Source organism: Blastocatellia bacterium (assembly GCA_035275065.1).
Classification (GTDB): domain Bacteria; phylum Acidobacteriota; class Blastocatellia; order UBA7656; family UBA7656; genus DATENM01.
The window spans coordinates 193,420-208,641 of the sequence record DATENM010000064.1 but is presented as its reverse complement, the minus strand read 5'-3'; the positions used below and the strand labels follow the sequence as shown (position 1 = coordinate 208,641).

At 57.8% G+C, this 15,222-nt stretch carries 12 protein-coding genes; all 12 read right to left on the bottom strand.

Annotated features, from left to right (window positions below; translation table 11 throughout):
• Positions 1-23: 23 nt before the first annotated feature.
• The gene (locus VJ464_15660) at positions 24-797 is read right to left on the bottom strand and encodes a class I SAM-dependent methyltransferase (protein HKQ06570.1); all 774 of its coding nucleotides are present in this window, start codon (positions 795-797) and stop codon (positions 24-26) included.
• A 171-nt stretch (positions 798-968) separates the two neighbouring features.
• Positions 969-1,961, bottom strand: coding sequence for an NAD-dependent epimerase/dehydratase family protein (locus VJ464_15655; protein ID HKQ06569.1), 993 nt, complete (start codon positions 1,959-1,961; stop codon positions 969-971).
• Between the two features lie 4 nt (positions 1,962-1,965).
• On the bottom strand, positions 1,966-2,934 hold the full coding sequence (locus tag VJ464_15650) for a glycosyltransferase family A protein (protein ID HKQ06568.1): 969 nt from the start codon (positions 2,932-2,934) through the stop codon (positions 1,966-1,968).
• Between the two features lie 38 nt (positions 2,935-2,972).
• A complete protein-coding gene (locus VJ464_15645; protein ID HKQ06567.1) occupies positions 2,973-4,154 on the bottom strand; it encodes a glycosyltransferase in 1,182 nt (393 codons plus the stop codon).
• Between the two features lie 55 nt (positions 4,155-4,209).
• The gene (locus VJ464_15640; protein ID HKQ06566.1) at positions 4,210-4,929 is read right to left on the bottom strand and encodes a class I SAM-dependent methyltransferase; all 720 of its coding nucleotides are present in this window, start codon (positions 4,927-4,929) and stop codon (positions 4,210-4,212) included.
• Positions 4,930-5,235: 306 nt separating this feature from the next.
• A complete protein-coding gene (locus VJ464_15635) occupies positions 5,236-6,168 on the bottom strand; it encodes a methyltransferase domain-containing protein (protein ID HKQ06565.1) in 933 nt (310 codons plus the stop codon).
• A gap of 70 nt (positions 6,169-6,238) precedes the next feature.
• Positions 6,239-7,513 carry an ABC transporter ATP-binding protein gene (locus VJ464_15630; GenBank protein ID HKQ06564.1) on the bottom strand — a complete coding sequence of 425 codons (1,275 nt, stop codon included), beginning with the start codon at positions 7,511-7,513 and terminating at the stop codon, positions 6,239-6,241.
• A gap of 174 nt (positions 7,514-7,687) precedes the next feature.
• The gene (locus VJ464_15625) at positions 7,688-8,536 is read right to left on the bottom strand and encodes an ABC transporter permease (protein HKQ06563.1); all 849 of its coding nucleotides are present in this window, start codon (positions 8,534-8,536) and stop codon (positions 7,688-7,690) included.
• Between the two features lie 149 nt (positions 8,537-8,685).
• Positions 8,686-11,097 (bottom strand): polysaccharide biosynthesis tyrosine autokinase, encoded by a 2,412-nt coding sequence (locus tag VJ464_15620; GenBank protein ID HKQ06562.1) that lies wholly within the window; start codon positions 11,095-11,097, stop codon positions 8,686-8,688.
• 56 nt (positions 11,098-11,153) lie between these two features.
• The gene (locus VJ464_15615) at positions 11,154-12,116 is read right to left on the bottom strand and encodes a polysaccharide biosynthesis/export family protein (GenBank protein HKQ06561.1); all 963 of its coding nucleotides are present in this window, start codon (positions 12,114-12,116) and stop codon (positions 11,154-11,156) included.
• A 217-nt stretch (positions 12,117-12,333) separates the two neighbouring features.
• Positions 12,334-13,683 (bottom strand): O-antigen ligase family protein, encoded by a 1,350-nt coding sequence (locus VJ464_15610; protein HKQ06560.1) that lies wholly within the window; start codon positions 13,681-13,683, stop codon positions 12,334-12,336.
• Positions 13,684-13,779: 96 nt separating this feature from the next.
• Complete coding sequence (locus tag VJ464_15605) at positions 13,780-15,075, bottom strand: tetratricopeptide repeat protein (GenBank protein HKQ06559.1); 1,296 nt, start codon at positions 15,073-15,075, stop codon at positions 13,780-13,782.
• Between the last annotated feature and the right edge of the window lie 147 nt (positions 15,076-15,222).

The window sequence follows — 15,222 nt, the reverse complement described above, 5'->3', positions numbered from 1 at the left end:
AGGTGCGATCAAGCGAGCAGAGGCTACTTGTAGGCCCGTGCGTAAAGGTGATGCGCGAGCAGGGGAGTCGCCCCGATTTTATTGAGAGCGGATTTGATGCGACCTCGGTTCAGGCTGAATTCTGCCCAGGCTTCGGTGCGAGAGAATCCTTCGAGAAGCCTGCGCAGACTGCGAACCGATTGGATGTTGCAATGCCCGCCGATCTCCAACTCGCTTTTGAAAGTCAGCAGCGGCTGCCTTGGCCGTCCGCGCAGCATCTCGCTCAGGCGGGCGACGTACTGCCCGAATAAGAGGTAGCCTACGGAGGGCGAGGTGTGAACAATGAAGCGCCCGCCCGGCTTCAAACTACGATGAACTTTCTTGATGATCCGGTCGAGCCGTTCCGGGAGGAGATGCTCTACGAAATCCGACGTGAGGACGCAATCGAAAAGCTCGGAATCATATTCCATATCCGCCGCGTCGCACGAGCGGAGGTCGAGGCGGGCCTCGGCAGACGGGTCGTTGGCGCGGACAGTCTCTAAAGTCAGAGCCACCGCATCGGGACTGAAGTCAAGCCCCCATACCTTACAGCCACGGCGCAGGCAAGCCAGGACGACTTCCCCCCTGCCGCAACCGAGGTCGAGTATGCGTTCGCCGGGTTGCGGATCGGCGAGCTGAAACACGCGCGCGCGGTAGGCGCCGAGCGCAGATCCGTGTGTCTGTAGATAAAGCTCTGCGCCTTCTGCCCCGAAAAAATACTCTTTAGAGTAAAAATCAGGACTCGCCTCTTTCAACTCCATCATCGCTTTCCGTTCCACAAGATTACCCCTATGCCGGAGCCGCACAGCGGCGCGCGGTTTCTAAAATAATAATCCCTTTTGCCGGGTTGCTGTCTCGGAGCCGGTTCCAGAGTTCCGGCACTACGAACTGCTTAACCTCGTGTGAGGTGAACGGGCGCAGCCGATCACGACTGTTCATCGCCGGCAACCTCACCTCCCGGCTTTGGATGATTCTTGTTCATAATACGCGATGGTGGCCGGCAGCCCGTCACCCAGCATGATTGTGGGAACGAAGCCCGTGACCTGCCTCAGCTTCGTGGGGTCGCAACTCTTTCGAATCGCGCCCTCGGGCTTCGTGCGGTCAAAGACCACCTCACGCTTCTCGCCGGTGATCTCCAGTATGAGGGCGATCAAATCTCTGATCGTTATCTCCCTGTCATGCCCGATGTTGACGGGGTCGGCGCACGGGTATTTCTCCGCGAGAAGCATCAAAGCTATCGCCACATCTTCGGCATGGACGAAGGAGCGCGTCTGATTCCCGCTGCCCCACACGATGATCGGGTTTTCGCCGCGCAGCACTCGCATGACCAGAGCCGGCAGGACGTGCGCCCGCGCCGGGTCATACCTGTGTCGCGGGCCGTACGTGTTGAATGGCCGCGCGATGGCTATCTCCATATCGTGCTCGCGGTGATAGTAAACGGCCTGCCGTTCGAGCATTCGCTTGGCCCAGCCATAGCCCTCGTTGGCTTGCTCCGGCCCGCTGCCGCTTATATCTTGAGTTTCAGGCGTCGGCACTGCCGCGTCATCCGGGTAGACGCAGGATGAGCTGGCGATCATTACACGCGGCACCTGCGCTTTGCGACATGCTTCCAGGATGTTCGTGTTGATGAGGAGGTTGTCAGCCAGCATCTCGCCGTGGTGCATGTAGCTATACGAAAGGCCATAAGCCTTCGATGCCAGGTGCAGCGTCACCTCCTTGCGGTCGCAAGCGCGAAGGCAAAATTGCGGATCGCGAAGATCGCCTTCCATAACTTCGACGTCTTTGCAGACCTCTTCAATGTTGCCCAGCCGGCCATTTTCAAAGTTATCGGCTATGGCCACTTTGGCCCTTTGCTTTAACAGTCGCCGCACCACGTAGGAGCCAATGAAACCGGCCCCGCCGGTGACCAGGACTCGCTTTCCTTTCCAAAACCCCTCTGCCACTATATCACCCCTTTAAATTAAGAAGCTGGCGCGCATGGAGGCGATTGCGCCGCCACTCGAAAGGCGCGCGAACGAGATGTGCTTTTTCAGGCAAACGCCGCAATACGGCCAGCTCGCGCCTGGCCTGCGAAAAGTTGCGGCTGCGCAAGGCTCGATAGAACCTGTATAAAATCCGTTTCCCGAGTGATTGCCACGCCTCACGGACCCTGTGCCAGCCCTGCGCATCCGTTCGGGGAATCGACCTTGAAATGCAGTGCAGGTATTCAAACTGCTTCGCGCTTGCCACTTTCTCCCACTCTAGGTTGGCGGAATAACTTGCCGGATGGATGCGGTACTCCGCGCCTACTTCATCCAGGTAGAAAATCGGATAGCGGTAGGCCAGCTTCGTCCAGAGAAGGTAATCCTGTTGCATGAACTTGATATTCGCATCGAAGCCGCCGATGGCGAAGAACGGCTCTCGCCTGCAAACCACCGTAGACATCTGTACGAAGTTGCCTGATAACAATCGCTCGAAAGCCTCTGACACAACGCCGCGCGCAGGCCCCCACCCGCCTTCCTCGCCGCTGACCCAGAGACCTTCTCGCTCGACTTCGAACAAATATCTGGCGCGACCGTAAACCAGCGCCACTTCCCGATGGCGAGCAAGGACATCCGCGGCGTGCGACAGGTGGTCGGGCAGCAGTCTGTCGTCCGCGTCTAAAATAGCGAGCGCCTGTCCGGTCGAATGTTGAGCCGCGCAGTTGCGAGCCGCGGCGACCCCGTGATTGCGGCCATCCGGGTGCGCGAGGGCGCGAACGATTCCGGGATGTTTATTCTCCAGGCGCGCGGCGATTTCGCGCGTTCGATCCGTCGAGCCGTCATCGAGAATGATGACTTCCTTCTCCGGCCAGGTGCTCGCCACGGCGCTTTCGACCGCTTCTTCCAGGTAACGCTCGCTGTTGTATGCGGGAATGATTACGCTAACTTTAAGCATCAACCACGCTCACCCGATCAATGAGCCGACCGCCCATCTCAGCCGATCCCGGAATGCCGGAAGAAATCCTCGAAGCGCCGCCGCCAGGTATGGTCGTTGAGCGCACGGCGGCGACCCGCTGCTTTAATTTGCTCGCGCTCCCGGTCGCGCTTGAGGTAATAGCGAGCCTTGTCGACGAGGCTTTCGCCGCCCTCAAAGCAAACCACTTCCTTGCCGACCTCGAAGAACGCTTCGATCTCCTCGACGTACTCCATCAAGTAAAACGCGCCGCTCATCGTCGCCTCGAAGTCGCGCAGTCGCACCTGTCGGATAGGCGCTTCATCTTGATAAGTGAGTCCGCATTTTGCGAAGCCCAGACTGATTTTGCTCTCGCTGTATCGGCGCACCATCTCCTGGTCGGAAAGCGGCGGGCCGAGAATCCTACGAGGCAGTCGCGGGCGGGCGGTCGCGCCATCGCGTTGCGCAGGGCTTGAGGTTGAATGGCCGTTGGTGTTTTTACGCTTGCACCTTCCGAGCCGGTGCGGCAGTTGTCCCTTCAGCAATCGCTTGAGCCGGGCGCGCCACAACTCAAAGCTAGAGGGGTAAGATTCGCGCCAGTTCGGGCCCCACACCCGCACCTGCACATCGTTGTTGTGCAGGTAATGAATAAACTGCGGGCGGTCGCCGTACATCTGGCCGACGAAAGCAACGTCGTAGCGGTAAGGCTCTGAGAAAGGACGATAAAAACCAGGATTCGCCGCCTCTTGAAAGTAATAAGGATTCGCGCCGACGGCGTGGTAATCGTCGAGCCGAAATTTTTCAGCCACCAGACACCAATCATAAGCGGGCGCAAGGTCGCGGACAAGATGAAATTGATAAGAGGCGTTGCAATAAAAATTCACGGTCGGAATGCCGAGCGCTTTAATCTCGTCGATAACAGGCGAGCTACAGTGCGCGCTGTAGAAGTATGAAAAGAATAAGTCTATGGGGCGGTGCGCGTGCGCCGCTCTCACCTGTTGTATCAATTTCTGCTCAAGCTCGGGCCGGTGCTCCTCGATATACGCTTTTTGATTGGGGTCTTCGAGGTCGAGGTTCCGGTTATACTCTGAGAAGTCGAAGACGAAGCCGATGATTGTATGGCCCATCTCACGAAACGTGTCGTAGAAGTTGCGGTGCCACACTTGAGAATCGCGCAGCCCCCAGTGATTCGGGGACGGGTCTACGGCGTAAAAAATGTTCATCTCGAATGACGCTGACGATAATACTTCCGGAACGGCAACGTTTCTCTAGCGCCGGTCATGGCTGGGCGGGCCGCCGCGCGAATGCAATCAACTCTTCGCCGCTTGCCAACCGTGATAAGAAACGAAACGGCATGGCGGCAACCCGCAGGTGAATTGACTCAATTGCCGCGCGGCCATAGCTTGCCAGGTTGCGACCCGGGTGTAATGTTTGACTCATCGTGAGCGGCCACCATGTTGGAGGATCAATCAAATGCATTTCCGTGATCTTGAACCCGACCGACTCTAACGCCCTTCCGAGTGACTGCCTTGTGAAAAGGTGCAGGTGGTACGGGACCCAGTGGCTCACGCTTCGGCTGCGAAACAGGCGCAGCGAAAGGCTCTCGCCATGCGGAACGTAGATGGCGATGAAGCCGCCGGGATGCAAGTGCTCGAAGGCTGCGCCCAGGACGGACGAAGGATTAATGACATGCTCTAAGACGTTATCGAGCCGCACGAGGTCGAATGGGCCGAGCCGCCGCGCCGCTTCGGTAAGCTCGCCCGACACAAACTCGCCCGACGGGATCCTACGCCGGGCAGTCGCTACCGCCGTCGGGCTGATGTCAACGCCAGAGATGCTCCAGCCGCTATTCACAAATCCGGTTAGCCCTGTCCCTTCGCCGCAACCCATGTCGAGTAATCGCGGAGAGTCTTTGCGAATCGTTGGCAAGAATTGGTGCAGCGCCGCGTATCGCTCAAAGCTCTGCTTGAAAAGCTTATACTCGGCTCTCGTGAACAACGCGCGCATCCCATTTGCAGTTCTTGATTTGACATTGGCTTGGATTACCGATTCGTCTTGCCAAAGTTGCTCGTATAAACCGGCGAGCTCCTCTGCGTCTCGTATCGGGCAAAGGAAAAGATGCGAGCACCCATCGCACCTAACGTACTCGCCCGAAAGCGAATGCCCATCGCGACTATTTGAACCGCGTGAGACAACCCGTCCGCCGGTCGTGCCACAAATAGGACATGAGCGCGAGCGACCTTGTTCATTTGCTATGGCCGCGCGGGCGCTGGGGGAGGGATTCTTGACGGCATCGAGCATTTTTCAGCGTTCCTTATCCGCGACGACAAGCGGTTGGTAATAATTCTCGTCCGTCATGGGGGGATATAAGAAATACTCTCCCGCCCTTGTGTCGTAGCGCGCCCCGCAGCTTTCGCAGCGTGTTTCTTCAGGGCCGAAGCGAAGCGTCGTCAGATGACAGGACGGGCAAGCGACGACGCTTGAAATCCAGGCGGGCAACTCGGCTTTTTTTTCTCCTTGATTGCCCGGTCGTTTCCACCTGATTATTCGCCCGACTCTATTCTTTACCGCGCGCAGCATTCGCCTTTTCCGGCTTTTCTCGCGGTGCTCGATTGCCGAGAGGTTTGCTATTAACTTGGCGCGCTCGACCGCATCAATCAGATTGTCGAGCGAATCAACGATTCTGAAGTTGATCGTCTCGTCCCATTCTAAGCCGATGATCCAGATGGGCAGGTAGCTTTGATACAAGGCTTGATAACCGGACGACTCAGTCATGAGTTGCTCGAAGATGGGGCCGATTGCCTCGGCGATCTGCCGAACAGAATCCTGGACGCGTGCTTTCTCGAGCAGGCGAATCTCACCGCCAACGACGTTAATCAGCCATTGATGAACACCGACGTTGTTTATCAATTCAAAGACATAAGATGGGAATTCAATATATCCGCTCTTGCCGATGCGAGTCATCTCCGCCAGGAACCTTTCGATATCGTCTGCCGGTACGTGTTCGAGGACGTGCGAGCAGATGACGTAATCGAACGCGCAGTCAGTGAATGGCGTCCGCACGCCCGAATAGAGTATCAAAGGTTGTGTGTAAATGGGGCGGTCGAGATTGCCGTCCTGGCTGAAGGCTTCTGCGTCGCCCCGCGAGTAGCGGTCGCATAGCACGTCTGCGCGCGGATGCGGAAAAGCGCCGGGACCAATCTCAAGCACGCGCTGATCAGGGCCTAGTTGCCGCATCAATTTTTGGTGGTGTATCGGCATCGCTCCCCAGGAAGTGACGCCCCTCGCGGGCGGCTGCGAATAACGGTTAAGAGCTGACCTCTGTTTGGTTAATTGCGTCTTGCGTAGCGGCGCGGGCCTCGTTTTGCGCGCCGGCTTTTTCCGGCGGCATGCTCATCCACGATGATGACAGGCACTCGCCCCACCGGATGTCGGGGCGAACCAGTCCGGGCCAGGGTCGAAGCCAGCGGCTACGGCTCTTATCAATCCATGCCGACGTGTCGACGTCGAAGCTGACGGTGTGGCTTATCCAGTCAACCGGCACCTCGGTTGCCGCCGGGCGCGCAGAATTGTAGAGATAAACCGACACAGTAATTCGGCCTTCGTTCAGTAAAAACGGCGGCACTTCGCAGTGGGTCGTATAGCGACCAGGCGACAGACGGCCCGCACCCCAGTTTGCCGAAGAGAACAGAATCAGGCCCTCACTGCTCAAGAAATGAATGCCGGGAATGACGTACGATGGGTTCGCTTCGACAATGAACTCGATTGCGATGCGCAGCGGCTGATCGACCTGTGCGACCGCGCAATTATCGCCAAGCAATTGAACTTTCGTGACTCTTAACGAAGGCTGTTTTTCACCCTCGGCAGGCGCGGGTCTGACCCAAGCGCTGGAAGTGGATTCGATGCCCAGGCGGCTATAAAGCTCCAGGACGCGGTCGGTGTCAGCGGCGGCTTTAATGCGACCGCGGTCCAGCAAAATGGTGTGCGGGCAGAGCGCGCGCACCGCCGAAAGATTGTGGCTGATGAAAAGCACGGTGCGCCCTTCGCGGGCGACATCGCCCATCTTGCCGAGACATTTCTTTTGAAAGGCGGCATCGCCTACGGCCAACACTTCGTCAACCAGAAGGATTTCGGGCTGCAAGTGCGCGGCGACAGCGAACGCGAGCCTGAGATACATGCCACTCGAATAGCGCTTCACAGGCGTGTCAATAAATCGCTCGACTTCAGCGAACGCCACGATAGCATCAAAGTTCTGTTGAATCTCGCGGCGGGCCATGCCGAGTATCGCCCCATTCAAATAGATGTTCTCGCGCCCCGTCAGTTCCGCGTGAAAGCCCGTGCCGACTTCGAGCAGGCTGGCGACGCGGCCCCGAATCTGCGCCGTGCCGGAAGTCGGCTGGGTGATACGCGACAGTATTTTCAACAGCGTGCTTTTGCCTGCGCCGTTGTGACCAATAATGCCGACGACTTCACCCGGCTCGACGACGAAGGAGACGTCCTTCAGCGCCCAGATGGTGTCGGCTTCCGACGACCGACTGGCCAACTGCCGCAAGCGGCGAAAGGGCGTCGCAGCCGCTTCCATGAGGGCCTCACGAAAAGTGCGGTAGCTTTGCTCTGCCGCGCCTAATCTGTACTGCTTAGAAATGCTCTCGACTTGAATAGCGGGTTGGCTCATAAAGAACAGTCAGACATAATGGGCGGCTTCAACGTCGACCTCTGTTGGCGCGGTCTTACTCGACGGCTTGGCTAAGATTTTTCAGATTATATCAGCGAACTTATTTTCCATTCGCCTGAACGAGTATGCCGAATACAGCAGGAAGGCGAGCGTCGCCACAGACGCGACCGCAAGCGCAGACCAGTCAAATTGCTGGCCGAACAGCGAGGCGCGGTAGCCCGTGATTATGCCGCTCAATGGATTGAGTGCCAGCGCCCAGCGATACTTCTCAGGAATTATGCTTGTCGGATAAATAATGGGCGAGACGAACATCCATATTTGCATCATGAAGGGCAGGGCATAGCGAATGTCCCTGTATTGAACATTCAACGCCGAAGTCCACATCCCGACGCCGAGCGCGAGCAGCGTGGTGAGCAAAACCAGCGCGGGCAGCAGAGCGAGGTTCCAACTGATGGCAATGCCATAATAAATCATCAACACGATTAAAATGACGAAAGCGACTGCGAAATCAACGAGCGCCGCCGCCGTCGCGGCCCCCGGAATAATGATGCGTGGGAAATAGACTTTCGTGATCAGATTCGCATTCCCGACCAGGCTGTTGCTGCTTGCGGAAACGGCGTTCGAGAAAAAAGTCCAGGGCAACAGCCCCGCCAACGCAAAGAGCGGATACGGGATGCCGTCCGACGGGATTCCTGCGAATCTGCCGAAAAAGAGCGTGAAGACGATCATTGTAAAGACGGGTTGCAGGACGGCCCACGCCACTCCGAGCAGCGTCTGTTTGTAGCGCACCTTCACGTCGCGCCACGTGAGAAAGAAAAACAACTCGCGGTAAGCCCACATATCTTTCAGGCCAAATTGGCTCCACCGCGAAGCGCCTATGGTCACCACCTGAAGTTCAGGCGGCGCAGTTGTCTGATGAGTTGCGTCCACCGAGTCTTTCGCCTCTGAGCGCGCCTTGTCGTTCGGGCCGGCGATTGATTCCAGAGCGCCGTCTCCTTCGCCTGATCGCGATTCCTGTGGAGATTGTTCAGGCAGGCGCTTGGCAAGTTGGCCTGTCTGGGGTTCGACTGTAAGCCGCCTCAGCTTGCCTTGCCGTTGTCGCTTACGTCCGGCTTATGGTTGTCTTCGGGGTAGCTTGAGTAATAGCGCTGATAATAATAGCCGTCATAGCCTTCGCGCCGCATGTCGACGTTGTTCAAGACGACGCCGAAGATTTTTGCCCCGACGCTTTCAAGGTCTTGCCTTGCTCGGCGCGCCATCTCACGCGTGCTCTTGCCGCCGTGCACGACGAGGATGACGCCGTCGACTATGGTCGAAAGGATCACAGGGTCTGTGACGCTGATGAGCGGTGGCGAATCGAGCAGGATGTGATCGTAGCGCGCCGCCATCGCTTGCAGCAATGCCTTCATCTTGTCGGAGCTGAGCAATTCAGCCGGGTTCGGGGGAACCGGCCCGCACGGCAGCAAGGACAGATTCGGTATTTGAAGAGGGTGAATCAAACCGTCAAGCTCGACATCCTGCGACAGATAAGTAGACAGCCCCGTAACATGATCCAGACCGAATATCGTGTGGGCGGACGGTTTGCGCAGGTCGCAATCTATAATCAGCACCGAGGCGCCGAGCTGCGACAACGAGACGGCGGTGTTGATCACCGTGGTGGTTTTGCCCTCGCTTGGCCCGCCGCTGGTTACGAGGATCGTGCGAGGCGGATGGCCCGCAGCCGACAGCAGCATAGACGTGCGGAGCATACGATACGCCTCAGCCGCCGCCGAGCGGCTTTCGAGAGCCACCAGTTGAATGGCTCTCATTTTGTCTTCGCCATCCGTGGCGGCAGAGATGCTTGCGGCGGCAATCGCCCCCCTTTTTCTGCCTTTCGGCAGTAGGCGGCGCGGCCCGTTAACCGATATCGCGGGGATGACGCTGAGTGCGGGCAAGCGCATATACCAGCTCACGTCCTCGACCGTCTTGATGGTGTTATCGAGCCGCTCAAGCAGGAAGGCCAGGCCGATGCCTGCCAGCAGGCTGAAGAATAATCCGATCATTATCGTCCGCAAGCGGTTCGGCCCCACCGGCGACATGGGCATTTCCGCGGGCTCGACCACGCGCATGTTGTTGTGCTGCTCGGCGAGTTGAATGTCGGTCTGGTTGGTCTTCTGCAGAAACTCCGTGTATAAGGTTTTGGCCGTCTCGACATTCGATTTCAGGATATTGTACTGGATCGTATCCTGATTGAGCTGGATGGCTTCCTCCTTCGCCTGATTGAGCGCCGAGCTCAGCGCCTTCTCATCACGGACGGCGCGTTCGTAATCAGCCTTCAATTTCTCCTCAAGCGTTTTCCGACCGGCGTTAATCTGGTCCTGAATGACTGCCATCTGTTGTTTGACCTGAACCACTTCCGGGTGCTTAGGCCCGAAGTCAACATCGAGCTGCGCGACACGGACCGCAAGCTCGGAGAGCTTTGCTTGAAGCGCGGCGATCCTCGGGTCCGAAAACGCCTCGGGCAACTGGGTCACGCGCCCTTGCCTGACTTCTTCATAAAGCGATTGCTTTAGCAGCCGATCAGTCTCGGCGCGCATGACTTGAGTGTGCAGCTCCGCGAGCCGGTTCGTCGTCAGCGTCTCCTTGCCTTCGGTTGAAAAAATCCCGTGCTCGCGTGTGTAATCCGCGAGTTTCTGCTCGGCCTCCCTTACTTTCGTAAGCAGGTCGCGCGTCGTATTTTTCAACCAGTCGGAAGTTTTCGTGAACCTGTCGGTCTGATTCAGGAAATCGCGCTCAACGAACTCACGTGCGACACCATTGGCGACACTGGCGGCTATCGCAGGCTCCGTGTGAATGAAGGAGACGGCGATCAGCCGGGTGTTCGGGACCTCTTCGACATTCAGGTGCTCGGCCAGCACGTCAATGTAAGGCTTCAACCGGCCGCTGTCATCGACGGAGTCGCTGAAGTCGTTGGTCGAGCGCACGGGCAAGGCTTCTTTCTGCGAAGCCGATTGTTGCGCAGCGGGTTGTGATGCTTGATCCGCCTGGAATTTGCCCCAGATCGTTTGCACGGCTTCCAGCAGCGACTTGCGACTGTTCGCGTCGAGAAACTTGGGGTTCTTGTCCAGACCCAACCGCAAGACCACATCCTTGAGCAGAGGGCGGCTTTTGAGCAAATACATCTTCGTGCGCAGGCTATCCGTGTCGTCCGTCTGTACAATGACGTCAGCCGTCTTGACGACGGTGGTGTTGTTCTTGCCGATCTCGATGATCGCCGCCGCCTGGTAGGTGGACTTCGTCCTGTACACCTCGACGCTGACGATTGTCGTAATAATGACGGCCGCGGCGATGATCAGCCATAGGCGCTTGCGTATTGTCCGCCAGATTTCGCGCAGATTGATTCCGCCCGCGTCTGGCTCCTGGCCGTACCCGTAACTCACTGGTCTCGGATAAACCGGCTGCAGGACTTCGCCCGAGGGAATTTTTTCAATCTCGGATCTTTCATCTGCCATTTGCTAATCTCCAACCTTGCTGGGACTGGGCGACTCGCTCGTGCTCCAGAAGTGGCTTAATACGGCAGTCCACGAATAACCGCCTGCACGCCGAATGCGGATAACATCATGTGGGTGACCGATTTCATGCGGCTGTTTGGCACGATGACGACGTCGTTGGCCATGATTGGCACGTCAGGCTTCTTGCCGCTCATCACGCCGCCTATGTCCACTTTCATGTCGAGACGCTTGCCCGTGCCCGGCTCCTCGCGGAAGATGATGCCATGGCTCGCGGCGGCATTGAAAGTCGTGCCCTGCGCAAGCGAGATGGCCTGTCTGAGGGTTGTCCCTTCTTTCAGCGTGTAAGAGCCGGGCGCGCGCACCTCGCCCGCCACGAAAAAAAGGTCTGACGGCGGCACGTTGATGATGTCGCCCGGCTCAACGATCATGTTCTGGTCGAAGTGCCCCTTCAATAGCCCGTTGATGTTCACCATTATCAGCTCGTACTTCTCTGCGCTCGCATCGCTTGCGTCCGCGCCCGAAACCTTCGGCTCGCCGTCGGAGACGGTTTTTACAGCGCCGCCAGCGCGCCGGGCATGGGCCGCATCCGCATCATTGTTTTCAGCAGTCTCGCCGCCCCCGCCCGCTTTGATTTCCCGAATGATGAAAGCGGATGAGCCGTGATTGTCGCTCAGCCCCCCGGCGAGGATGATGAGCTTGAGCAGCGACGCCCGGCCTTCAATCTGGTAGACGCCGGGGCTCCGCACAGCGCCCTGTATAAAGAAAGAGCGGCTGTTATACTGCTTGACCGAGACTTTGACGCGCGGGCTCTTAAGGTAGTCGCCGCGCAAGCGGTCGGCAATCAAAGCCGCCAGTTCTTCCGTCGTTTTGTTTACGGCGACGACCCGGCCAACATAAGGCATAAGAAATGTGCCGCTCGCGCTGACATTCCATGTGCCTGAAAGTTCGGGAGCTTTCTCGACCTGCACGTCGATGACATCGCGAGGCCCAATTTTGTAATCTTCGTCCGGCGAAACCAATACCTCAGTCGCTCTAGGCTTTGGCGAAGCGTCCGCCGGCTGTTGCGGTTTCCCAGTCCGGTTTGGCGCTTCTTGCGCGACGCCGAGTGCGGGACCTGCCGCGAGGGCCGCTGCCGCAAGGAAGAGAGTAGAGAGCCTCAAAAAATAGGGTTGCGCCTTTGCCGTTTCGCTTCTCATGGTGAATACTCCTGCCGCCGATAATCGAAACAGATTCCCCTCAGTCGCTGGCCGCGCGAGTTGTGGCTGCTTGATCGTGTTGAGCCATCGCGCCCACACGCGAGACGACCGCTGTCAGCAGCAAGAACAACAAAGCGTTCGAGGGGATTTGAAGGTTGAAATCAAGTATGCTGTGGACGAGCAGCGCGAGCAAGCCCGCGCCGCCCCCGAGTGCGAAGCCTCGCAACCCCGGCTCGCTCGACCGTAGGCCGCGCGCGACTGCGCGAAAGATTGCGACGATGAACCACGCGGCGATCAGCCCGCCCGGCACGCCGCAGTCAGAAAGCGCCTGAAGGTAATCGTTGTGCGCGTGGCTGACCGTTAAAGCTCCGTCCGACCGGCTATAAATTGGATAGGCCGTCTGATACGCGCCAATCCCGACACCCGTCACCGGGTTGGCGCCGATCATCAATAAAGTATCCTGCCAAATCCAGCCGCGGCTGCTGAAGAAAGTTTCAGCAGTTGCTTGTGAACCGCTCATCGCTCTACCGGTCACTCGATTCATGATCGCTTGCGGGCCGATAAAAAAAATGCCTGCCGCGATTGTCACAATAAGAATAATGACCACCAGCGACGGATGGAAAGCCGCCCGCGAAATCGTCCGCCTTGCGCGCGCGTCTTTCTTCGTTCCGGCTTCGCCTTTCTTACGATAGCACAGACCGCCAAGGGCGAGAAAAACCAACGAGGCGAAGAAACCTATCATGCCTCCGCGTGAGAGCGAGGCCATAATCGCAATCCCCATCACCACGCTCGCAAGCACGCAAAACACTAACTGGCCGCCCCGCACTGCGCGCGCGACGACAAACGCGACAGGGATAGGCGTCAACATTTCCATGTACCCCGCGAAGTGATTATGGCTGGCGAACGGGCCGAAGGGCGACGCGGTCTGCGTGTTGGGCCGAAGCCAGTAGAAGCGCCCGTTCCAACTGAAGTGCTGGGCGAAGGCGAAAATCGCCATCGCCAGACCGTAAATGATGAGGAACCTCGTCAGGGCCAACAATCTTCGCCGGGTTGTGAAAAAGTTTGCCGCGATGATGTGGGACGCGAGCAGGTAAAATATAACGGTGACGGCGCTGCGCGTCGCCTCGACATCTTTAGATAGGCTTAACCTCCTGCCCTCGCCGCTGGTGAAGGCGACGCTTTGAATGAGGCCAACGACGACGAGCGCCGCTAGCGGCAGTGCCGCTGCCGGTATGCTCAACGTGACGCGCTTTTCGACCAGAACCTGAATCGTCCATAACGCCAGGAGCGCGACTACGATCAATTCAAAGATGGCAACTGACCATGCCTCGACCGCGCCGTACGCGAGCGCCGTGAAGACAACCGCGACGAGCAACCCGGTTGCAATCATCGTGTCTATTCGAGCTGTCATAAACCCAGGAGGGAAAGAGCAGTGATGAGTGATGAGTGGTAGGTTGTAATTACCGATTCGTCTCGACTCTACTCATTACTTATCACTTAGCTGTTGACTCATCGCAAAATCATCGAACCAGACGATCCCTTCGGAGGGCACTTCCTGGCCGGTTTGCGGCTTCAGCTTGATCGAAATGTAGACGGCTGATTCCCCGTTTGAAGCCTGCCGAGGCGCGACGAAATCAACAATGATCAACTGCCAGCCGTCCGCTGCCTGGCCGACAGGCTTGGAGACAGCGAGCCGGGAAGATGAATCAACCGCGGTCACCACAACTTGCGGCCCTTCTGTAGAGTTGAGCTGCTCGGACTTCGCGTAACACGCGAGCCGGTAATGAACGCCTGCGCGCACTGCGACCAATTGGCTGACTTCACCTTCGGGGTCGGCCTGGCCGCGTCGCGTGAAATCTATTCTCAGCGATCTCGCGCCGCCATGCGCCATGCCTGTATCGAGAGAAAACCGCTCGCCCGTGTCGCGCTTTACGACCCAGTCAAACTGGGCAAGCTCTTTCGCTACGACCGCTTCAAAGCCGCCGTTCCAGATGAGCGAGCGGTCCGAGTCGCCAGCGCCTCTTAAATCGAGCCACAACTCGCGCGCGAGCTGGAACTGAGCCGCCGCGATCAGCTCGTCAATTAACGGCGGAGTTTCAGGAGACGCGAGCAATTCGTTGCGATCAAGACGGCCAAGGAGGGCAGCCGCTTCCGCCGCGCGCGATCTTTTCATGAGGAACCGCGCCAGCGCAATTTGGCCTTTTGTGGAATTGCTTGCGACTGCTTCCATCGCCTTGATATCGCCGTGCGCCGCCGTCCATATCAGGTCGAGCGTCATCGGCAAAAGCGAGTTCCTTGAAGCGATAGTTGTGCGAAACTCATTGAGCGATTCATCGAGCTTGCCCTGCCTTAACAGCAAGTTCGCCAGATGCCAGCGCACGTCCGTATAATTCGGGGCGAGCGCGAGCGCGCGCCGCAGGTATTGCTCGGCAATGGTTTGATCGCCGGTTGCTTCTTTGATTAAAGATAGGAATAACGGAAAGCGATAATCATAAGGCGAAAGCTCGATGGCGCGGAGCGTGTGCGATTCGGCATCTGCCAGGCTGCATTCCGGCGCGAGCCAGCAAGCCTCTGCGAGTTTCACATGCAAGCGCGGCGAGCTTGAGAAGCGAGTTGAGGAAGCGGCAAGAACCTCGCGCGAGACCATCACTCGCTCATCCGACAGCGTCCCGCGCGCAAAATCAGAAAGGAGATTGAACGCCAGCAGCACTAACAATGCGAAAGCCCCGAGCGCAAGCGCCACTCGCTCCGCAAGTCTGTTCAAGTATAGGTCGAGTCGCATGTAGTTGGTCACTTCACGTGTCGGTTTGCTCGGAAACAGACGTCTGGCGGCGGCCATGATTTTCCCAACAGTTTCTTTAGCTGCCGAAATCTGCGCAGGCTCCGCCCTCGACACGTTAAGCCCGTTAGGGAAGCCGCAATAGCGACA